This window comes from Streptomyces sp. NPDC022552 (genome assembly GCF_055561875.1).
Window position 1 is genome coordinate 942,023 of record NZ_JBVHGJ010000002.1, and the last position, 19,868, is coordinate 961,890.

Consider the following 19,868-nt stretch of genomic DNA (forward strand, 5'->3'; position numbering starts at 1 on the left):
AGCGGCGGTCTCACGCGCTCGCGCTCCGGCGGCGCAGGAAGACGGCCAGACAGCCGGCCAGCAGGAACCCGGTGATCATTTCCCCAGCGTAGGTGAGCCGCGCCAGGCCGGTGAACGTCTTGGCGGGATCGGTGTCCGGCATGAACGTCACGAGCAGCATGTACGCCCCCCAGCACCCCACTCCGCCCGAGCCGATCCAGGCCAGACCGAGGGCCGTACGGACGGACAGCCGCCGGGCCCACCGGACGACCAGCAGCAGGACGGCGACGACGGCGACGGCGACGAACAGCGCCCGTGTCCACTCCAGGACGTAGAAGTCACCGGTGCGCCGGGCGATCTGCGCCGGGGAGAGACCCCGGGTCGAGCCCAGCCCCCACATCAGATGGACGACGGCGGGTGCCAGGGAGAGCAGTGAGGCGACGGCGACCGTGGCGCGCGTGCCGGTGCCGCAGAGACGGTCGGGGAGGTCGCCCACGGCGCCGCACCAGACGTGTGCCCAGCGGTCCCGTACATAGAGGACGAAGAGCGTGCCGAGCGCGAGTCCCTGGATGATGAAGCCGCAGTAGACGACCCCGAAGACCCACTCGTCGAGGAACGGTTCGCGGGACCCGGTCTGCTGCGGGCCGGCGAGGAGGGAGACCACGATCTGCGCCGGGAAGCCGATCATGATCGGGGCCAGCAGCCCGGTCGCGGCCCACAGCGGGAACGCGAGCAGCCAGGCCCGCACCCGCACCCCCCACGGCCGGGTGAGCAGCAGGGCGAGGACGACCACCGCGGCGTCCATCACCACGGTGACCGCGTTGGCGGCGATCAACAGCGTCCGGTGCTCCAGGAGCACGCTGCCGGCCGGGATGCCGATCTCGCTGCCCGCGATCCAGGCGATCTTGAGGGAGATGTACGGGAGACAGGCCAGGACGGCCAGGGCGCGCAGGATCCGGCGGGCGGCGCTCGGCCGGCCGGTGTCGGTGGGCGCGGGGGTGGGGAGAGGAGCGGTCTGCGTCATGGCTCCACGCTCCCGCGCGGCCCGCTCCCGCACCTCCTGCCCGCCGACGAACCGCCTCCGTCGCACGGGGGAGAGGCGCCTCCGCCCACCGGGCGTCTCGGAAGGACGGGTCCCACCGGTCGCCTGTCTCGACCGGCGGGCGTCCCGGCCCTCGGGTGGACCGAGGCGCGGGGTCAGAGGCGGCGCGTCGCCAGGGTCAGACGGTCGCGGGCGTCGAAGAGCGCGTCCTTGATCATCTGCTCATGGCCGGGCGTCAGCCGGGCCACCGGCACCGAGCAGCTGATGGCGTCGCGCGCCGGTGTCCGGTACGGGATCGCGATGCCGAAGCAGCGCAGTCCGAGGGTGTTCTCCTCGCGGTCCACCGCGTACCCCTGCTCGCGGATGAGGTGCAGCTCCTCGATGAGCTTCTCGCGGTCCGTGATCGTGTGCTCGGTCAGCGCCGGCAGCGTCTCCGGGAGCAGCTTGCGGACCTGCTCGTCGCTGTGGGTGGCGAGCAGCGCCTTGCCCAGCGAGGTCGAGTGCGCCGGCAGCCGGCGGCCGACGCGGGTGAACGGCCGCAGATAGTGCTGGGACTGACGGGTCGCCAGGTAGACCACGTTGGTGCCGTCGAGCCGCGCCATGTGGATGGTCTCGGTCGTGTCGTCGGAGAGCCGGTCCAGGGTCGGCCGGGCGGCGGCCACCACCTCGTCGCCGTCGATGTACGAGGTGCCGACGAGCAGGGCCCGCACTCCGATGCCGTACCGCGTGCCCGTCGCGTCCGTCTCCACCCAGCCCAGCTCGACCAGTGTGCGCAGCAGCATGTACAGGCTGGACTTGGGGTAGCCGACGGCCTCCTGGACGGCGGCCAGCGAGTGCATTCCGGGACGCCCGGCGAAGTACTCGAGCAGTTCCACCGTGCGCACCGCGGACTTGACCTGGGCCCCACCCGTGTCGGCAGTCGACATTGCCCTCGCCCCTCTTCCCGTGCCCCTTGTGGAGTCGGCACGCCCGTCAATAGAGTCCTGATTCATCTACAGGAACTCTGTTCAGAATAGCGAACAGGGCGCACGGAGGGGCATGCGGTGGCAGCTGAACCAGTGTGGAGTGTGGACCCCCGGACGGGGAAGCCACGGGAACAGGTTGCGGTGGAGGCCACAGCGGACGAGATCGACGGGGCCGTCCGTGCCGCGGCCGCCACCCGCGAGGCGCTCGCCGACCGTACGGCGCGGGCCGCCCTGCTCCGTACCGCCGCCGACCTCCTCGACGAGGCAGGGCCTCAGGTCATCGAGGCCGCCGACGCCGAGACCGCGCTCGGCCCGGTCCGGCTGACCGGTGAACTCGCCCGGACCACGGCCCAGTTGCGGGCCTTCGCGGACGTCGTCGACGAGGGCTCGTTCCTCGACGTACGGATCGACCTCCCCGACCCGACGGCCACCCCGCCCCGGCCGGACCTCCGCCGCTGGAAGATCCCGCTCGGGGTCGTCGCCGTCTACGCGGCCAGCAACTTCCCGCTCGCCTTCTCCGTCCCCGGCGGCGACACGGCCAGCGCCCTCGCCGCCGGCTGTCCGGTCGTGATCAAGGCCCACCCCGACCACCCCGCCACCTCCGAGCTCTGCGCCTCCCTGCTGCGCCGGGCCGCGACCAAGGCCGGTCTGCCCGAGGACGTGGTCGTCCTGGTCCACGGCTTCGACGCTGGTGTCGAGCTCGTTCGCCATCCGCTGGTGGCGGCGGCGGGCTTCACCGGTTCCGTACGGGGCGGGCGGGCGCTCTTCGACGCGGCGGCGGCCCGGCCCGTCCCGATCCCCTTCCACGGCGAACTCGGCTCGCTCAACCCGGTCGTGATCACCGGGGCCGCCGCCGAGGAGCGGGCCGCGGAGATCGGTGCCGGGCTCGCGGCCTCCGTGACCATGGGCCAGGGGCAGTTCTGCACCAAGCCCGGCTTCGTCCTCGCGCCGGCGGGCGAGGCCGGCGACCGCTTCGTGTCCGCCCTCACGGACGCCATCAGCCAGACCGAGCCCGGCGTGATGCTCGACCACCGGATGCGGGGGGCGTTCCTCGCGGGAACGAACGAGCGCGCCGGACTCACGGGGGTCCGAGCCCCCGTCACGCCCGGCGCGGGCGGGGAGCACACGGTCAACGCGGGCATCCTGACCGTCGACGCCGGGCATGTGCTGGACGGCGGCCACGACGCGCTGCTGGAGGAGTGCTTCGGACCGGTGACCGTGGTCTCCCGCTACACCACCCGGGAAGAGATCACCGCGGTCCTCGCCCTGCTCCCCGGCAACCTCACCGCCACGCTCCAGATCGCCGAGGAGGACCCGGAGGCCGCCTCGCTGCTCGCCGAACTCACCCCGCTGGCCGGCCGCGTGCTGGTCAACGGCTGGCCGACGGGCGTGGCGGTCGCGGCCGCGCAGCACCACGGCGGGCCGTACCCGGCCACCACCTCCACGTCCACGTCGGTCGGCGCGACCGCGATCGAACGCTGGCTGCGGCCGGTCACGTACCAGTCGACCCCCCAGCACCTGCTGCCGCCGGAGCTGCGCGACGGCAACCCGCTGGATGTGCCACGCCGCTGACCCGGCACGGCAAGGGCCCGGCGTCAGACGCGTACCACGATCTTGCCCGTGTGCGTGTCGGACTCCATCAGCCGGTGCGCGTCGGTGATCCGCTCCAGGCCTTCGAAGGTCTCGGCGATCACCGGCGCCAGCGTGCCGTCACGCAGCCCGGAGCCGATGAAGCCGGCGATCCGCGCCCGCCCCTCCTCGTCGGCGACCACCGCGCCGTTGGCGTAACCCCGCACGGTGAGCGGCCAGTTCATCGGGACCGTGGCCGGCCTGTGGTCGAGCCAGCCGTACAGCACCGCCGTACCGCCGGGCTCCAGGGCGTCCCCGAGCTCCGCGAACCCCGGCCCGCCGATCGCGTCGAAGACGAGCCGCGCGCCGCGGCCCCCCGTGAACCGCCGCACCTCCTTCACCACGGACTCGCTCTCGGTGGTGATCACCCGCGCCGCGCCCAGATCGAGCAGCCTCCGCCGTTTGCCCTCGCCGCGCGTCGTCGCGATCGGCACCGCGCCGATCCGCCGCGCCACCTGGATCGCGGCCGTCCCCACCCCGCTGGACGCCCCCGTGATCACGACCGGGTCGCCGGGGCGCAGCCCGCCCGCCTCCACCATGCCGCCGTACGCGGTCGAGTACGTCAGCCACGCGGCCGCCGCGGTCACCGCGTCCACACCGTCGGGCCTGGGCACCACGTACTCCTCGGGCAGCACCACGCGCTCGGCGTGCACCCCGTGCACCCCGAAGTCGAAGTTGGCCGCCGCCATGACCGCGTCACCGGGCGCGTACGCGGTGACGCCCGGGCCGGCCGCCTCGACCACCCCGGCCGCCTCGTAGCCGAGCCGGGAGCCGGGGAGCGTGGCCGGGTAGTAGTAGGTGCCCGCGCGGAACAGGGCCTCGGCGCGGTTGAGGCCGATCGCCTCGACCCGTACGAGAAGCTGGCCGGGGCCGGGTGCGGAGAGCGGGACCTCCTCCACGGCGAGCACCTCCGGGCCGCCGGTCTCGTGGAACAGCACCGCACGTGTCGTCTGCCGGGTCGTCATGTCCTGTGTGGTGTGGGTCGTCATGGCATCGACCGTAGGCAGGCCGGAAGAGACGTTCCATGTTCCAGGACCTCCCCTCCATGTCCGTCCGTCTCGCGCTACGGTGCGGGCATGGACGTACTGAGCGATGCCGTCGCGGCCATGCGTACCGGGCGCCCGCACTCCTCCCGTACCGTCAACTCCGGCTCCTGGGGCTTCCGTTTCCCACCGAGCGAGGGCGCCGGATTCCATGTGGTGGTCCAGGGCGCGGCCTGGCTCATCCCGCCGGGCGAGGACGGCGGACCCGTCGAACTCCGCCCCGGTGACGTGGCGCTGCTCGCCCACGGCACGGGCCACGGGCTGGCCGGGCGCCCCGACGCCCCGCTCGTCGACGCCGTACAGGCGACCGACGGCTCCTGGCCCACGCCTCCGGACCGCGCACCGGCGCGGGCCGACGACACCCTGCTGCTGTGCGGCGCGTACCAGGTGAGCAGGGCCCGGGCGCATCCCCTCTTCACCGAGCTGCCGCCGTTCGTGCACATCCCGGCCAGGCCCGGCGCCCACCCCCGGCTGCGCGCCGCGGTCGACCTGCTCGGCGCCGAACTCGCCGACCCGCAGCCGGGATCCGACGCGCTCGTGCCCGCCCTGCTCGACACCCTGCTCGTGCTGATGCTCCGCACGTGGTGGCTGACCGAGCGCCCGGAGCGGACCACCGGCTGGTCGGCCGCCCTGAGCGATCCGGCCGTCACCGCGGCCCTGCGCGCGATCCACGCGGAGCCGGCCCGGCCGTGGACGGTGGAGGAACTCGGCGCCGAGGGCGGCCTCTCCCGTGCGGCCTTCGCCCGCCGCTTCACGATGCTGGTGGGCCGGCCGCCGCTGGCGTATCTGACGTGGTGGCGCATGACGACGGCGGGCCGCCTCCTCCGCACGGACGACACCCCGCTCCGAACGGTCGCCCAACGCGCGGGCTATGCCTCGGAGTTCGCCTTCGCCAAGGCCTTCAAGAGGGAGTACGGCATGGCACCGGGGAGGTACCGGCGGGGGGCATAGCCGCCCCGGCCCCGCGCCTCGCCCGGGACCCGTGCCCGCGCCCGGGACCCGGGCCGGACCCGCGCCCCGCCCCGACCGCCGCCGCACGCAACCGGCGCCCCTTCCCCTCGCGTCCCCGCCGGCGTGATCAGAATCGCGAACTCCGACGACCTCGACGCCATAGCCGCCCTGCATCTGGAGGCCCGGTCCACGTACTACCGGGGCCATCTCGCCGACAGCGAGTTCGCCGGGCCCGAGGAGCTCGCCCGCTCGCGGGACGGGTGGCTCAGGGCCGTGGAGCGGGGTGACGTGCTCTGTGCCGAGTGGGACGGCGACCTCGGCGGCGTCGCGGCGTACCGCAGGGGCGACGGAGCCGTGACGCTCACCCAGCTGCACGTCCGGCCCGACCACTGGCGTCGAGGTCTCGGCACCGCCCTGCACGCGGCCTGCCTCGACGTCTGGCGCGCCGAGGGGATCGCCACCGCGCGCCTGCTGGTCTTCGAGAAGAACGAGCGGGCCCGCGCCTTCTACGCCGCCCGCGGCTGGATCCAGGACCCCGACACCCCGCCCTCCGGCACTCACCTCGTGCTCCGCCTCACAGTGGCGCCCGCCGCGGAATGAATCCGGCCGGCCGGTGCGTTCCCGCCACGGAAGACCCCCACGACCCCGGAGAGAAGCAACAACATGCGCGTCGAGATCTGGAGCGACATCGCCTGCCCGTGAACCAACGGAACCACAGGTTATCGCGGGCCCCTGATCAGCGGCTATGACGCGCACGAACAAGCCCCGCCCACGGGGCCGTTGAGACCGCATGGACGGGGCGCAGAGGGTCCTACAGGGCAGCGCTCAGGGTCTCGCATACCTCGGCGCTCGACGGCCGGTCAGCGGGCGCACGGCTGAGCATGTGGGGGACGAGAGAGCCCAGCACTCCGGGCACGTTCACGGGCCGATGCGGGCCCGCCACGATGGCTCGCCGCTGATCCTCGCGGGACGCGTCGTCCGGATAGTCGACGTGCCGCCACCCGGTTGCGCTGATGAATAGGGATGCCCCCAGCGCGTACACGTCCGCCTCGCGCGTCGGCGTCGCAGTTCCGGATTCCAGGACGCTCGCCGAGATTTCCGGCGCCTCGTAGTGGACGAGACACCCCCGATACGGAAAGTCGCAGCCACGGGGAACGGCCCCGCCCCGGGCGAGGGCAAGATCAATCAGGAACGTTCCGGCCGTCCGTCCGAGGATGAAATGGGCGGGCTGAACATCCCCGTGCACCCAGCCCTTTTCGTGCAGCGCAGCGAGGGCGACGGCACACGAAAGGGCCTCGCCAACATCCGGTGCTGTCGGCTCACTCTCGAACCGGTGCGGCTCCCACAACTCATAAAGGCTGTCGCCCTTCCGCCACGGCTGAGCGCTCCACGTGCCCCGCTCCCATTCCCCGCTGAGGATTGGCTCGCGGGTCAACTGCCGCAGAATGGCCGCTTCACGGGCAGGCGCAAGAGCCGTCCACGCGTGAGTTTTGCTGGCGTAGCCGACTTTCACGGCGTAGGGACCAAGCTCAGTTTTCACCTCCCACACGGTGGAGCCGCGCCGGTTGAGAACGAGTCTTTTGGGGCCAGGGTTGAGAGGGCCCAGCGAACCCAAGGGCGGTTCGTACGGTCCATCGGAATTCATGAATTCACCTTCCAACGGCGGAGCCGACCCCCGGGTTGGAGATCGGCTCCACGCACTTCACGGGCCGGAGACTACCGGCGGTCAGACGTTGCGGTAGTCGCGCCCGCAGTCGGAGTCACACTGCGCCGCGCTCTCGCCGTTCACGGTCCACAGGTCGTCCATGACCATGAACCCGTTGGCCTTGATCGCATGGGCGGTCGCCTGCACCTCCTCGAAGATCCGGCCCCCGCCACCCGGGCGCGGGTTGTGCTCCAGGAACCGGCCCGCGTACTTCTCGCAGAACTCGCGGTAGTCGGCGGTGTGCAGGATGAACGAGTGAAGCGCGCCGTCGACGTCGTCGCTCGGAACCATCTTCACCGTGGCCGTGCCGACCGTGGCGAGGAACGCGAGCGCCTGATCGGTCGCGCGCTCCGCCCTCTCCTGGTCGTACCCGAAGTGCATCACGGTGAATTCCGCGATGCTGTCGAACAGTTCCGACTCGACCAGCGCGCGGCCGGTCCGAAGGTCGTTGCTGATAGCCGTCATGGCTGCTTTCCTCCTGAGTGGTTTGGAGAGCTGCACTTGCCACCCACTCGCTCTCTTGGCGGGTGGGAGTGGTACCCGCTCTCTGCCCGGACGAATGGCGGGGGAGCCACTGTTATGAACTCACAGACAGAGAGCGGAGATTGAGGGCTGTAACGCTCAGCCGGCGGTCCTATGCAACGAGCCCGGCGCAGCGCGTTCTATGGAGCTTTCGGAGTGCGGCGAGTTGGCGCTGTTCGGCTTCCGTGGCGGGGCGGACGCGGGTCCATGGTGCCTGCCAACGAAATCCGGTCGGGCGGACCATGTGGACAAGACCGCCCGGAGCGATGTGGGCAATGATTCCAACCATTTCATGGGTGGATTCGTAGACCCGCATACCGACCCACAGGCCGGTGTTTCCGTACGGCTGAGAGCGGCGCCTCACAGCAGGAGTCGGTATTCCCGGCTGCGTCGATTCGCGTCGGCTACGCCCGGGGACAGCGCGTCCGACTGCTGCGCCGGAAGCAGTGCCGACGGGTCGACTTCCCATTCCTTGCCTCCATTCAGCGGGCGGAGTTGGTAGCGCGGCCCCTCGTGGCCCATAACGCGGCCCACACGACCCGTACTCACGTCCCGGGCGACTTCCCCCGGCTCCCACACTCGCGGGTGCTCACGCGGGCTCTCAGGGCCGTTCACGGATCAACCGCCTTTCGAGGCCGTCCCGCACCATGAGCAACAACGGTGCCGACGGACCCACGTAGCCGCTCCGGGGCACCCATTCCGGCGCGAGCCTCCAGAACCCGCCCGCCGCAATCAGTTCAGCGAGTAAGGCCGCGTCGTCGCGCTGGGGGGTGGCTCTCTCATCCATGGTTCCGGGCCCCTCGCTGTGGCGTCGTCCCTTGCGGTGATCTCTGCTCGCACTAGGCAACCGCCTTGCTACCGGCGGCGGTACCGTTGCAGCAGCGGCAGGACTTAAGAGCTTTAAGCGGCTTCACAGCGCGGGGAGTTGAGGGCCAGTGGCTACGCCGGAACCGAACGAGGGGCTAGAGCGCCTGTACCGGGAAACCGGCTGGACGCTGCGTCAGTTCGCACAGGAGATCAACCGCTTAGGTACAGAGCGCGGGACGCCCCTTCGGTACCGAGAGCCATCGGTGCACCAGTGGCTCAAGGGGCACAAGCCGAAAGAGGACGTACGCCCGCTGATCTTGGAAGCACTCGCCCGCAGGTTGCGCCGCCCCGTGACGGCCAGCGAGGCAGGATTCCCCCCGGCGCCCGGAGATCAGCAAGCCGATCACCCCAGTACGGTGGAAGGGTTGCTAGACCTGGGGAGGCAAGACATGGACCCGTCCCGCCGAAGCGTTCTTGGGGTTGGCCTTTTCTCCGTCGCGCTGACAATTCCCAACTGGCCCGATGTGATCGGTCGAATGGAAGCCGTTCAGAAGGGCCACGTTCAGCGCATAGGAATGGCGGACGTTCAAACCGTCGCAGCCATGACCGAGCGAATCTCTGACCTTGACGACCAGTTCGGCGGGCGGACCGCGCGCCCCATGGCTGCGGCATTCCTCGTGAACACAGCGGCCCCGTACCTGCGTGCGGAGGCACCTGACAGCGTGCGAAAAGCCATGATGGGGGCCGTCTCGGATCTCTGCTACCTCACGGGGTACATGGCGGTAGACGAGGGGCTGCACGGATTGGCCCAGCGCTATTACCTCAAGGCCCTTGAGCTTGCGGGGGCATCCGAGGATCACTTGACGTTCTGCACGACGCTGCGAGGAATGAGTGTTCAGGCCGTCGACCTAGGGCACGGTGCGGAGGCAATGCGACTTGCGGACGCCGCCGCTGCCGCCTCCCCGAAAGCGGGCCCTCGAATGCGCGCCTTCCTCGCCGGTCAGCAAGCTCACGCGGCAGCGCAGACAGGTGCCCGAGTTGCTGCGCAGGCGTACCTCAAGGAAGCTGAAGTGGCCATGGAAAAGGCTGAGTCTCAGTCCAAGGCATTCGGTTCCTACGACCCTTCCTCGCTGCTCTACCACACGAGCCAAGTGCGTTTCGAGTTGGGCGACATCGCCGGGTCTATCGCAGCAATGCAGCAGTCAGACAAGATCCGCCAAAGCGTCTATCGGCGCGCTCGCGTCCGGCATCGTTGCACCCTCGCTGAAAGGCAGCTCGACCTAGGGCACCTTGAGGCAGCGTGCCAAACATGGACTCTCGCCCTGGAGGACTACCCGAGCCTCCAATCGGGACGGGCGGATGACCGCATCAAAACCATGCACAGTCGAATTAAGCCGTACCTCAAGAACCACGCTGCCCGAGACCTATTTGAGCAAGCCCGACTAGTTACCCCGCCGCAACTAATGCCCCGCTGACCCGCAGCCGCTGCGACGGTGGGCTAAAACGAAAAATGGCCCGGCGCCTCCCCTGAGAATGGGAAGTGCCGGGCCTTTACGTTGCTAGAAGACGAATCCGATCTAGCTATTCTCGCGTGCCTGGTACTCGCGAATGGTGCGCGCATCTAGGCCGGTTAGATAGATCTGGCTCATCCGCTTAGGGGTGCGCGCTCGATTCCGGTCGTACTCCGCGATCTTCACTCGCGCTGCTGCTAGCCGCTCAATGAGGGCGTGATCTTCGGGGGTCAGATAAGACATGGTCGTCCATTCTTTGGGGTATCAGAAAGGCCCGGCGTCCACAGAAAAGGTCTGATTAGCCATCGTAGGTTTTTGCCTCCCTGCCGATCAGCCTGAGGGGGGAAGGGGGGTACCCCCCACCCCTGCCAGCACTGAGCGAGAGGGAGCGGAAAAATGGTGCCCGCAACTAGACCAATTTGCGCGTGGCGTTCGAGCGATGCTCGGCAGCGAAACCGCCCGGCTGATTCCTGGCCGTTTCCTTGTTGTGGCAAGACACGCAAAGCGGCCTCAAGTGCTTAGGCGCATCGGGATTCGGCTCGCCTCTTGCTTGCAGTTCGCGGCGACTCAGCGGCCAATGGTCGGCGACGTTAGCCGCTCGACTGCATAGAACACACCATGGATTCCGGTAGATGAATGCTTTCCGGATGCGTTGCCAGCGGACGTCATAGCCACCCCTTTTCGCGTTGCTGTCGCGCTGACTCTGACGCTGCTTCGCGTGTTCCTCACACGGTCCACCATTAGTCAGCTCGGGACACCCAGGCTGTGGGCATGGCACCCGGGGCTTACGAGGAATGGGGGTCTCCTTAAATATGGGAAGGGCCCCCACCTTGAAATAGGGCAGGGGCCTTACGGGGCGTCAGGTTTGTTCATGCGAACCCTGATATCCGCTTGCCTGCTCACCAAAGATGCAGGTCAGCGCCAGGATCGACCTCAGGCCGGCGACGGGGCCACTTTGCGTCTGCGCGCTGCTCCGCCCTCGGCCGCCTCATGCCTGCCGAATCGGGACGATGATGGGATTCCCCGCCGCATCTCGGGGTGTCACATCAAATCCAACTCGTCGCCCCGAAGGACTTGTTAGCCATTCCGTGCCCCGTCGGACGACTGGTCCCGAATAGCTGGTCGGCACCACGTCGGCCCATGCTGGCGAGCCGTCCGGCAGGCGTGGAAACCAAGGGAAATCCCCCGATGGTCCGGGATCGAGTGCGTCAGTTGCCATCGGGCACCAGCCACTTTGCGTCTAGCTCGTCGGCATAATCGGCGGCGTGCCTCTGCGAGGCCCTCGAAATCGCCTCCTCTATGCGCTGCGCAATCATCATGTCTCGGTACCCGAGATCTGCCGCGAAGTTCGGAGGGATTTCACGGTGCACCCGAAGGTAGGCGTTCTGTGCATACTGCCGGACGACAGTACGCTTCTGACGGGCGATCCAGAATGCGGCTACTGCCTGGATAGGGTCGGCGCCGGAATAAATAGCAGCCGCAGCGTCGCCGGTTGCGGCGTCCTGTAGTTCGGTGTCCAGGGTCTGCCACTGCGCGAGGAATTCAAGGTCTAGCTCACGCTGCTTGGCGTCCCTCTCAGCGGCGATCTGCGCGGCCTTTTCGGCTTCCTGCGCTTCCAGCTTGGACACTTCCTCGGCGGCCTTAGCAGCGGCGGCGCGAGCCTTTTCTAGCTTGGCGTCAGTCATTGGTTTACCTCTCAGAGGGAGTTGGGGCGGGGCTGGGAAATCGCACGGTAGGCAGCAGACAGCTTGTCGGCTCCGTCCTTTGATGCGTTCGGGTCCGTGACGTCACGACCGGTAGCCTCAGCGGCCTTCTTTCCGGTCTGGTAGTAGCCCATCGACATACGTAGCTGGGGGCTTACCTCCCCGCCCTGCCCAGCGTAGGAAATCGCCGTCTCTGCCTGGTGGTCGAAATTCCAAGCGTCGGCCCGGCTGCGTAGGTTCGTCTCAAGGCTTCCGGGGGTGTAGCCGTTGACGTCTAGGTCATCCTGGTAGTTGCTCATAGGGTTCTCTTTCCTTCTAGTAGCTGTAGCCCGTGCACCACAGGCGTGGAACTGACACGGCCTCGTCGATATCCGGCGCGCTTGAGCACGCGATTAAGGGTTCCTATCGGCGGAGTCGGTTTGCCGTGACGCCCTATCCAGTGGCTTAGCTCTCGGCCTAGGTCACGTCGGTTTACCCACTGTCCGGGAGCGTCGTAAGTGATAGCACGCAGGGCGTCATAAATCCCCGGCAGATACCGCCACTCGTCCTCGCGAATTTCCCCGGGCAGGGGCGGCCGGCTGGGGGTGGTGGCTGAATTAGCAGGCGGCATTCTGGCTTGCCTCCCGCTCGATAGCGTCGGCCAGTTCGCGCCCCGCACGGGCAATAGTTCCGAATGCGTCAAGCACTGCGTTTCGGTGGCGTGAATCCCGGGGGACAATGCAGTGATCGGCCAGCGCCCCGAGGGCCCGATCGATTTCGTGGGGCGTCACGAAACTCATTGGTAGTGTCCTTTGCTAGAGGGAGTGGCGTTTCTTGCCCACCCCCTCTAGAGCGCAAGGGTTACCGACTATTCGGGACGCACTGGACATTCCGAAAAAACCTTTACCCAAGCGTTACTGAAAAGGCTAAGGGTGCTGACAATGGAGAGCCCCTGTGTGGGCGCCTGCGACTACGGGAGAGTCTCGGAAGGGGGGAAACCCGAGTGGGCCTGAATGAGGGCGCCTGTGGGGCATGTAGGGGCATCTAAGCCCTCTTCCTCTCCGCTCGGTAGAAAGCCGTCCGGCAGCGGGGTGAGCAGAAACGCCGAGGGCGGCCTACTCCCTCCCAATCGACGTTCTTCCCGCAGTGCGCGCACTCGGCATCCCAGCGCGCGTTATCCAGCTCGCGCACCCTTTCTTGACGCTGCTCCTGCATAGCGGCGCACGAGGGACCGGCGCTCGACTCGTAATCGCAGTACGTCTGCTTACCCCGGGTGGGTCGGAACTCTGCCCCGCAGAGAACGCATAGGCGGGCGGGGGCGTTGCTAGAGCGGGCGCGTCGGTAGGCACGCTGTCGACAGCGCGGCGAGCAGTAGCGGGACTGACGGCCGGTCAGCCACTCGGGGCACTCTTCGCAGACGGGCGTGTCATGGAAGCCAAGCATGGGTGTTCTCTTTCTCGGTCAGACGTTACGGAAGCTGGTAATGCTTATAGGTTTTCTTTTGTGTTACCTAAGATCGATAACTCTTGATCTAGATAAAGAACAGACAGCTAGGCAGAGCCCCCTCATGCGCTGCCCGCTGCCCTGTGGGCCCTCTTCCGGCATCTGTCGCAGCAGTACCGGCGGGGCCGCCCGACTCCGCCGTACTCCACAGTGTTGGTGCAGGAAGGCGCTTCACAGCGAGGGGCGGAAACCTGTCCCTCGGCGATGCGCAGGGCCTTTCCGATGAGCCCATGGATCTCTATGAGCGCGTCCGTGGTGGGGTTGGCGAGAGCCGCCCATGCGGCAGATTCGGCGTTGTGGAGTTCGGCAAGTAGGTGCGAGTTCAAGGTTTCTCCGTGGCGGTAATGGAACGGAATTGGGACGCAAAGAGACGGAACGGCCGGCTGGGGGAGACGAAAGGCGACGAAATGAGGGAGCGAAAAAGCCGCCCAGCGGTGTGCCGGACGGCTTGTTCTCTTACGCGGCGACGGCCTCGCGCTCCATGTAGATGGAGAGCATCCCCACCCGCTGCGCCTGTAGTTCGGCGCTGTCGCCTAGGTTGCTTTGGAAGGCCCGGACCAGTCGGCCACGGTGGGAGTCCTCAGACGCCCAACTCATCACCCGTTCCCAGAAGTTCTCTGCGCTCACTCGCGCCCTCTCTCTCTCTCTCTCTCTCTCCGCCTGACCTAGAGCGCAGTGGTTACCTGCCAGCGGGTGGAGGGTCAGGTACGGATCTCAGTACCTGCGTGGGAGGGCAGTTGCTGAATTCAGGGATTGCTCCCGGAGTGCCAGCGCGCTGAGGGCTGTGCGACGGACCCTGTACGGCCGTCTGCGGGCACGGGAGCGTCCTCGCCCACTTCGGGGGGCCGGGGCGTCTCCCAGGGGCCCACGGGGGCGCGCAGGCGGCTTCCTGGCCGACAGCCGGAGACGGGGGCACCTGTACGCGTCCCTGTGCGGCCGTCTGCGGGCATGAGAAAGCCCCGGACGGCTTGGGGTGCCATCCGGGGCTGTACGGGCTCTCAGGGGGCGCTAGGCGGCTTCCTCGGGGAGTCGGCGCTTGCGGCTGTTCTCCACTCGGTCGAATGCGGAGTCAAGCGCGTTGTCTGAGATCACGTTTTCCGTGTCCTTCCACTCGATAATCAGCCGCTGTGTGATGGGGGTTCGGTCGCCCCGGTACTTTGGCGGCGTGATCGAGATTTTCTTGATCGCCGCTTTCAGCAGGGCCCGCCGTTCCCCCAATCCGGCGCCGACCCAAAGTGACGAAAGCTGTTCGGGCTCCATTAGTGGCGTGAGGTCGTTGGACTTGGCGAGTCCTGCGAGTTCCTTTTTGAGCGAGTCGATCTGCTTGTTGAGCTCTTGCCAGAGATATTCGTAGTCTGCCTCGGAGATACGGTTGAGAACGAAATGGTCCTTGCGGAGCTTCATTTCTCTTCCTACGGCAGACTCAAGGGCGGCTGTTACCTGCTGCTTGCGCTCTTCCTTTTCGGGGTCCTGATAGGAAAGCCACTCTCGCGCGATTTCATGGATGGTCGGAGATTCCGGGGTGAGTGAGTGGACGTGCGAGACCCAAGCCCACTCAATCGCTGCATCGATTCGTTTGCGATCCGTGGAGATGCCAATGCAAGACGACTCCCCTTCCATCTGTCGGGTGTAGCAGCGGTAATTTACGCCGCCATTTGCCATCGGTCCCTTGCAGTGCGGGCAGCGAAAGATGGCGGTGAGGAGTGCCACGGTTTCACGCTTTCCGCGTGTCCTGTCGCCAATGGAGGTTCCCGGCTGGGCTCGCTCGGCGAGAATTTTCTTGATCTTCACGTGCTCGGCGAAGGAGATAACTCCCTTTCCGCACGAGACCGGGTGGCCCTTCTCGTCGAGCAAGGGGGTTCCTCCTCGGTGGTACTTTCCGAGATCTCTTCCCTTTTCGTCGAGCATCTTTTCCCGGTTGGCCACCAAGCCCGCCCACGTTACGGAGTGTGCAAGGCTGATAATCCCGGACGCTGTCCACTTCTTTCCGTGGCGAGTTTTCAGCCCTTCCGAGTTCAGCTTGTTCGCGATCCATGCGGGCGTCAGCCGGTTAAGGAGGTAGACCGCAATTCGGCGTGCGGTCGGGTATTCCTTGGGGTGGTGGTCGAGCTTTCCTGACCCCGGCGGCGAGTAGAGCCCGTAAGGCGCCACGCCACCTGTCCAGCGCCCTTCCGACTTATTGGCGTCAATGCCGACCTTGGTGAACGTCGCTATATCGGCGGCTTGCTCGCGTGCCTGCTCGCTGAGGATGGCGAAAAGCATTCGCGCCTTGGATGAATCCAGGTGTTCGGCTACGGCGTAGATGCGGGATTTCAGTTCGTCCAGCTTGTCGAGCAAAAGGCCAACCTGCCCCATGCCTCGCCGGGAAAGGCGGCTGGTCTTGAAGACATAGAGAGTTTTGGAGAGGAGCTTTTCGGTGATGGCGCCGGTTGCCTTTTCGAACTCTTCGCGGCGCACGTACGCCTTGCTGGCGCTCTTTTGCTCAAACCAGACGTGGCGGATCTTCTTCCGCTCGTTGGCGGCATGGGCGCACATCCGGCGGACGTGTTCCCGCAGTGAGCTGAGTGTGTCTTTCTTCTTGCTGCGCCGGACGTACATCTCTGCCAGCTCTTCCGGAGAGCCGGAGACCGGCTCCCAGAGTCCAAGCGTCTTGAGCTCGTCGTCCTCGAACCCCAGCGCCTTGAGTGCCGGGTAGTCCTCGCGTTCCATGTGGGGTCCCTGATCGGAGTTGGGTAGCACTGACCCGCCCCTAGAGCGCGAGGGTTACCTAGCGCAGTGCGCGAGGGCTCCTAGCGTCGTTTCCGCAGGTCAGTAGCCGTATGGCTCCGTTGGTCCATGGGTGCCCGTGGTGCTACATCGGCAAGGCCCGCTTCGAGAAGGGGCTCGCGGAGTTCGCCCACCGCGACGAGATCGAGGTCGTGCACCGCTCCTTCGAGCTCGACCCGAACCGGCCCAAGGGCGACACCGCGCCGGTGATCGACATGCTGGCGAAGAAGTACGGCCGGACCCTGGACGAGGCCCGCGCCATGGAGGCGCACGTCGCCTCCAACGCGCACTCCGAGGGCCTCGGCTACCGCACCGAGGGCCGTGACCACGGCAACACCTTCGACATCCACCGCCTGCTCCACCTCGCCAAGGAGCGCGGCCGGCAGAACGAGCTGCTCGACCTCGCCTACCGCGCGAACTTCGCCGAGGAGCGGTCCGTCTTCGACGCCGAGACCCTGGTACGTCTCGGGGTCGAGGCCGGCCTGGACGAGACCGAGGTCCGCACCGTGCTCGCCGACGAGACCGCGTACGCGGAGGCGGTACGGGCGGACGAGCGCGAGGCGGCCGAGCTCGGCGCGAACGGCGTGCCGTTCTTCGTCCTGGACCGCCGCTACGGCATCTCCGGCGGCCAGCCCGCCGAGGTCTTCACGCGGGCCCTCGAGCAGGCGTGGCAGGGCCGGGCGCTCCAGCCGGTCGGCGGCGACGCCGAGGCCTGCGACGTCGACGGCACCTGCCGGACCTCCTGAGCGGTCCCCCACCGCTCCCACCTCGGAACATAAGCGCCGCTTGGGGTTTCCCCATGATCATTTGTCATTGACGTGGGTTCGGGGGAACCCCAGGCTGGTCCCATGGATGCCATGGAACCCCTCGGCGGAGCCGAGTTCGCGCCGCAGCAGACGTATCTGAACACCTCCGCCTGCGCGCTGCTGCCGCGCCGCACGATCGAGGCGATCACGCTCCTCGCCGAGGAGACCGCGGCCGGCCGTCCGAACGGGGCCGGCGACTTCGAGATCGTCGCCGAGGCCCGCGCCACCTACGCCCGGCTCATGGACGTCCACCCGGACCGGGTGGCGGTCGGCAGCTCGGTCTCCGTCCACGTCGGCATGGTCGCGCAGTCGATGCCCGCGGGTTCCGAGATCCTCTTCCCCGAGGGCGACTTCAGCTCCCTGATCACCCCGTTCACGGTGCGCGGCGACCTCAAGACGCGCTTCGTGCCGCTGGAGCTCCTCGCCGAGTCGGTCCGCCCCGAGACCGCGCTCGTCGCCTTCTCCGCCGTCCAGTCGGCGGACGGCAGGACGGCAGACTTCACGGCGGTACGGGCCGCGGCGGCCGCGCACGGCGCCCGTACGCTCCTCGACGCCACCCAGTCGGCGGGGTGGCTGCCGCTGCGGGCGGGGGAGTGGGACTACACGGTGGCCGGCGGCTACAAGTTCCTGCTCTGCCCGCGCGGGGCGTCCTTCCTGACCGTCGGGGAGGAGGCGCAGGACTCGCTGGTCGCGATCCACGCGGGCTGGGTCACGGGCGAGGAGCTGTGGACCAACAGCTATGGTCCGGTGCGCGAACTGGCCCGCTCCGCACGGCGGTTCGACGAACCCCCGGCCTTCCTCTCGTACCACGGCGCGGCCCGTTCGCTCGCGCTGCTCGAAGAGATCGGCATCGAGCGGATCGAGGCCCACAACAAGGCCCTCGCCGCCCGGTTCCGTGCCGGGCTCGTGGAGCTGGGGCACGCTCCGGTGCCTGACGTCTCCGGCGTCGTCGGCGTCCCGGGCCTCGGCGACCGCCAGTCCGCCCTGCTCGCGGCGGGCGTCCTGATGTCCGCCCGCGCGGGCAACCTGCGGGCGTCCTTCCACCTCTACAACGGCTCGGCCGACGTCGACCGGGCCCTGGAGGTCCTGGCGGGCTGACACGGCGTGCCGGGCGCTCGGGCGCCCGGCTGTGCGGGCGCCGTCACCCCGCCGAGCGCGTAGGTCGCATGCCGATGCCGGGGCGCCCGCGCCTCACGGCGCCGCCGCCCCGCACCCGTCCGTCTCCGCGCAGAGGTTCCCCTCGACCTTCGCCAGCAGACGGGTCAGTTCCGTCCGCTCGGCGGGGGTGAGCCCTGCCAGGGTGTACTCCTCCAGGCCCGTCCAGGCGTCCGCGACCCCCGTCCGCAGCTCGCCCCCGTCGTCCGCCGCCTCGACCAGGACCGCGCGGCGGTCGGAGGGATCCGGTGTACGGCGGACGTGGCCGCTCTGCTCCAGTCGCTGGAGCATCTTCGTGACCGTCGACGGGTCCAGGCCCATGGCCTTGATCAGCTCCGACTGGCGCGCCGGCCCGCGGTCCCACAGGCACATCATCAGGAACTCCTGGCCCGGGAAGAGCCCGATCTCCTTGAGCAGCCGACCTGCGGCGATGCGGTGGAGCCGGGCGACGCGGGAGAGCCCGTGGCTCACCGGTCCGCCCTGCGCGGCGGACGGTACCGGACCCGTACAGACGGGCTCCGACGTCGTCACGGACGGGGACTCGGGCATCGATCTCTCCTCGCTGCGGCTGATGCCCCCAGATTACCTTGGTCGACCAACTAATGCGTTACGGTGATGTCGGGCCACATATTTGGCCGACCACATAAATTTCTGGGAGACCGGCATGACCACCGCATTCGACCCGATCGACCTCTCCGGAGCCCGGCTCGCCAACCGCATCGCCATGGCCCCGATGACCCGCAGCCGCGCCGACGCCGTGGACCGGACACCGACCGCCCTGGTCGCCGAGTACTACGCCCAGCGCGCCTCCGCCGGCCTGATCATCAGCGAAGGCATCCAGCCGGTCGCGGAAGGCCAGGGCTACCCCGGCACCCCCGGTCTGCACAGCCCCGAACAGACCGCCGCCTGGCGCGCGGTCACCGACGCCGTCCACGCCCGTGGCGGCACGATCTTCGCGCAGCTGATGCACACCGGGCGGATCGGTCACCCCGACCTCCTCGACGGCGACCTCCACCCCGTCGGGCCGTCCGCCGTCCGCGCCGGCGGACAGCTCTACACGCTCGACGGCCTCAAGGACTTCGTCACCCCGCGCGAGCTGACCGCCGACGAGGTGCGCGCCACCGTCGCCGCGTACGCGGCCGCCGCGCGAAACGCCGTGGACGCGGGCTTCGACGGCGTCGAGGTCCACGGCGCCAACGGCTACCTCGTGCATCAGTTCCTCGCCACGGGCACCAACCACCGCACCGACGAGTGGGGCGGTCCGGTCGAGAACCGGATCAGGTTCGCCGTCGAGGTGGTGAGGGCCGTCGCCGCCGAGATCGGCCCCGAGCGCACCGGGCTGCGGATCTCCCCGGCCAACCCCTACAACGACATCACCGAGACCGGGCCGGAGGAGACGTACACCGCGCTGGTCGAGGCCGTCGACCCGATCGGCATCGCCTATCTGCACCTCATGGAGGCCGCCCCGGCCGTCCGCGAGCTGACCCTGGTGCTGCGCAAGCGCTTCTCCGGAGTGTTCGTCCTCAACCCGGCGACCGAGGGCCCGACCGGCGCCGCCTCGCTGGCCCTGATCGAGGACGGCACGGCCGACATGGTCGCGTACGGAGCGCTGTTCATCGCCAACCCCGACCTGCCGGCGCGGCTGCGGAACGACGGCCCGTACAACACGCCGGACCGCGCCTCCTTCTACGGCGGCGACCACCGCGGCTACACCGACTACCCGGCGCTGTGAGGGAGTTCGCGGGGGCCCCGCACCAAGGGCCCCCGCGCTCCCCACCGCACCGGCTCACGGCACCGGGCTC

Annotated in this window: 17 protein-coding genes; 7 read left to right on the forward strand and 10 right to left on the reverse strand. The window is 68.3% G+C overall.

Annotation, left to right across the window (positions count from 1 at the left end):
- Positions 1 to 10: 10 nt before the first annotated feature.
- Positions 11 to 1,003, reverse strand: coding sequence for a hypothetical protein (locus tag ACZ3OF_RS09200; RefSeq protein ID WP_467303663.1), 993 nt, complete (start codon positions 1,001 to 1,003; stop codon positions 11 to 13).
- A gap of 173 nt (positions 1,004 to 1,176) precedes the next feature.
- Positions 1,177 to 1,947, reverse strand: coding sequence for an IclR family transcriptional regulator (locus ACZ3OF_RS09205; protein ID WP_361432545.1), 771 nt, complete (start codon positions 1,945 to 1,947; stop codon positions 1,177 to 1,179).
- Positions 1,948 to 2,064: 117 nt separating this feature from the next.
- Between ACZ3OF_RS09205 and ACZ3OF_RS09210 the strand changes: the two genes are divergently transcribed.
- The gene (locus ACZ3OF_RS09210) at positions 2,065 to 3,558 is read left to right on the forward strand and encodes an aldehyde dehydrogenase (NADP(+)) (RefSeq protein WP_467303667.1); all 1,494 of its coding nucleotides are present in this window, start codon (positions 2,065 to 2,067) and stop codon (positions 3,556 to 3,558) included.
- A 23-nt stretch (positions 3,559 to 3,581) separates the two neighbouring features.
- On the opposite strand, the gene ACZ3OF_RS09215 is transcribed toward ACZ3OF_RS09210, so the two are convergent.
- Complete coding sequence (locus ACZ3OF_RS09215) at positions 3,582 to 4,604, reverse strand: zinc-dependent alcohol dehydrogenase family protein (protein WP_467303669.1); 1,023 nt, start codon at positions 4,602 to 4,604, stop codon at positions 3,582 to 3,584.
- 87 nt (positions 4,605 to 4,691) lie between these two features.
- Here ACZ3OF_RS09215 and ACZ3OF_RS09220 point away from each other — a divergent pair, with 87 nt between their 5' ends.
- Both ACZ3OF_RS09220 and ACZ3OF_RS09225 read left to right on the forward strand, forming a co-directional pair.
- On the forward strand, positions 4,692 to 5,609 hold the full coding sequence (locus tag ACZ3OF_RS09220; RefSeq protein WP_361669008.1) for an AraC family transcriptional regulator: 918 nt from the start codon (positions 4,692 to 4,694) through the stop codon (positions 5,607 to 5,609).
- Between the two features lie 123 nt (positions 5,610 to 5,732).
- On the forward strand, positions 5,733 to 6,209 hold the full coding sequence (locus tag ACZ3OF_RS09225; RefSeq protein WP_361669006.1) for a GNAT family N-acetyltransferase: 477 nt from the start codon (positions 5,733 to 5,735) through the stop codon (positions 6,207 to 6,209).
- Between the two features lie 211 nt (positions 6,210 to 6,420).
- Here the strand turns inward: ACZ3OF_RS09225 and ACZ3OF_RS09230 are convergent, their stop codons facing one another.
- Entirely contained in the window at positions 6,421 to 7,254 is an 834-nt protein-coding gene (locus ACZ3OF_RS09230) for a protein kinase family protein (RefSeq protein WP_467303671.1), read from the reverse strand.
- Positions 7,255 to 7,335: 81 nt separating this feature from the next.
- The gene (locus tag ACZ3OF_RS09235) at positions 7,336 to 7,779 is read right to left on the reverse strand and encodes a glycine-rich domain-containing protein (protein WP_467303673.1); all 444 of its coding nucleotides are present in this window, start codon (positions 7,777 to 7,779) and stop codon (positions 7,336 to 7,338) included.
- A 992-nt stretch (positions 7,780 to 8,771) separates the two neighbouring features.
- Here ACZ3OF_RS09235 and ACZ3OF_RS09240 point away from each other — a divergent pair.
- Entirely contained in the window at positions 8,772 to 10,118 is a 1,347-nt protein-coding gene (locus tag ACZ3OF_RS09240; protein WP_467303675.1) for a tetratricopeptide repeat protein, read from the forward strand.
- Positions 10,119 to 11,362: 1,244 nt separating this feature from the next.
- Here ACZ3OF_RS09240 and ACZ3OF_RS09245 read toward each other — a convergent pair.
- The 4 genes from ACZ3OF_RS09245 to ACZ3OF_RS09260 all read right to left on the reverse strand — a co-directional run bounded on the left by ACZ3OF_RS09245 (position 11,363) and on the right by ACZ3OF_RS09260 (position 16,048).
- Positions 11,363 to 11,839 (reverse strand): hypothetical protein, encoded by a 477-nt coding sequence (locus tag ACZ3OF_RS09245; RefSeq protein WP_467303677.1) that lies wholly within the window; start codon positions 11,837 to 11,839, stop codon positions 11,363 to 11,365.
- Positions 11,840 to 11,850: 11 nt separating this feature from the next.
- The gene (locus ACZ3OF_RS09250) at positions 11,851 to 12,156 is read right to left on the reverse strand and encodes a hypothetical protein (protein ID WP_467303679.1); all 306 of its coding nucleotides are present in this window, start codon (positions 12,154 to 12,156) and stop codon (positions 11,851 to 11,853) included.
- 1,639 nt (positions 12,157 to 13,795) lie between these two features.
- Positions 13,796 to 13,936 (reverse strand): hypothetical protein, encoded by a 141-nt coding sequence (locus ACZ3OF_RS09255; RefSeq protein WP_467303681.1) that lies wholly within the window; start codon positions 13,934 to 13,936, stop codon positions 13,796 to 13,798.
- A 411-nt stretch (positions 13,937 to 14,347) separates the two neighbouring features.
- On the reverse strand, positions 14,348 to 16,048 hold the full coding sequence (locus tag ACZ3OF_RS09260; protein ID WP_467303683.1) for a recombinase family protein: 1,701 nt from the start codon (positions 16,046 to 16,048) through the stop codon (positions 14,348 to 14,350).
- A 110-nt stretch (positions 16,049 to 16,158) separates the two neighbouring features.
- Between ACZ3OF_RS09260 and ACZ3OF_RS09265 the strand changes: the two genes are divergently transcribed.
- Both ACZ3OF_RS09265 and ACZ3OF_RS09270 read left to right on the forward strand, forming a co-directional pair.
- Positions 16,159 to 16,851, forward strand: coding sequence for a DsbA family oxidoreductase (locus tag ACZ3OF_RS09265; RefSeq protein ID WP_467303685.1), 693 nt, complete (start codon positions 16,159 to 16,161; stop codon positions 16,849 to 16,851).
- A 102-nt stretch (positions 16,852 to 16,953) separates the two neighbouring features.
- Positions 16,954 to 18,009 carry an aminotransferase class V-fold PLP-dependent enzyme gene (locus ACZ3OF_RS09270; protein WP_361669002.1) on the forward strand — a complete coding sequence of 352 codons (1,056 nt, stop codon included), beginning with the start codon at positions 16,954 to 16,956 and terminating at the stop codon, positions 18,007 to 18,009.
- Between the two features lie 93 nt (positions 18,010 to 18,102).
- On the opposite strand, the gene ACZ3OF_RS09275 is transcribed toward ACZ3OF_RS09270, so the two are convergent.
- Positions 18,103 to 18,615, reverse strand: coding sequence for a MarR family winged helix-turn-helix transcriptional regulator (locus ACZ3OF_RS09275; RefSeq protein ID WP_361668999.1), 513 nt, complete (start codon positions 18,613 to 18,615; stop codon positions 18,103 to 18,105).
- A gap of 115 nt (positions 18,616 to 18,730) precedes the next feature.
- On the opposite strand from ACZ3OF_RS09275, the gene ACZ3OF_RS09280 reads away from it, so the two are divergent.
- Positions 18,731 to 19,798 carry an alkene reductase gene (locus ACZ3OF_RS09280; protein ID WP_361668996.1) on the forward strand — a complete coding sequence of 356 codons (1,068 nt, stop codon included), beginning with the start codon at positions 18,731 to 18,733 and terminating at the stop codon, positions 19,796 to 19,798.
- Positions 19,799 to 19,868: the final 70 nt, after the last annotated feature.

Excerpts from the sequence above, each read along its gene's own strand:
- ACZ3OF_RS09270 (WP_361669002.1), top strand. The coding sequence starts at position 16,954 with ATGGATGCCATGGAACCCCTCGGCGGAGCCGAGTTCGCGCCGCAGCAG.
- ACZ3OF_RS09250 (WP_467303679.1), bottom strand. The coding sequence starts at position 12,156 with ATGAGCAACTACCAGGATGACCTAGACGTCAACGGCTACACCCCCGGA.
- ACZ3OF_RS09245 (WP_467303677.1), bottom strand. The coding sequence starts at position 11,839 with ATGACTGACGCCAAGCTAGAAAAGGCTCGCGCCGCCGCTGCTAAGGCC.
- ACZ3OF_RS09220 (WP_361669008.1), top strand. The coding sequence starts at position 4,692 with ATGGACGTACTGAGCGATGCCGTCGCGGCCATGCGTACCGGGCGCCCG.
- ACZ3OF_RS09215 (WP_467303669.1), bottom strand. The coding sequence starts at position 4,604 with ATGACGACCCACACCACACAGGACATGACGACCCGGCAGACGACACGT.
- ACZ3OF_RS09260 (WP_467303683.1), bottom strand. The coding sequence starts at position 16,048 with ATGGAACGCGAGGACTACCCGGCACTCAAGGCGCTGGGGTTCGAGGAC.
- ACZ3OF_RS09235 (WP_467303673.1), bottom strand. The coding sequence starts at position 7,779 with ATGACGGCTATCAGCAACGACCTTCGGACCGGCCGCGCGCTGGTCGAG.
- ACZ3OF_RS09205 (WP_361432545.1), bottom strand. The coding sequence starts at position 1,947 with ATGTCGACTGCCGACACGGGTGGGGCCCAGGTCAAGTCCGCGGTGCGC.
- ACZ3OF_RS09200 (WP_467303663.1), bottom strand. The coding sequence starts at position 1,003 with ATGACGCAGACCGCTCCTCTCCCCACCCCCGCGCCCACCGACACCGGC.
- ACZ3OF_RS09255 (WP_467303681.1), bottom strand. The coding sequence starts at position 13,936 with ATGAGTTGGGCGTCTGAGGACTCCCACCGTGGCCGACTGGTCCGGGCC.
- ACZ3OF_RS09265 (WP_467303685.1), top strand. The coding sequence starts at position 16,159 with ATGGCTCCGTTGGTCCATGGGTGCCCGTGGTGCTACATCGGCAAGGCC.
- ACZ3OF_RS09275 (WP_361668999.1), bottom strand. The coding sequence starts at position 18,615 with ATGCCCGAGTCCCCGTCCGTGACGACGTCGGAGCCCGTCTGTACGGGT.
- ACZ3OF_RS09230 (WP_467303671.1), bottom strand. The coding sequence starts at position 7,254 with ATGAATTCCGATGGACCGTACGAACCGCCCTTGGGTTCGCTGGGCCCT.
- ACZ3OF_RS09280 (WP_361668996.1), top strand. The coding sequence starts at position 18,731 with ATGACCACCGCATTCGACCCGATCGACCTCTCCGGAGCCCGGCTCGCC.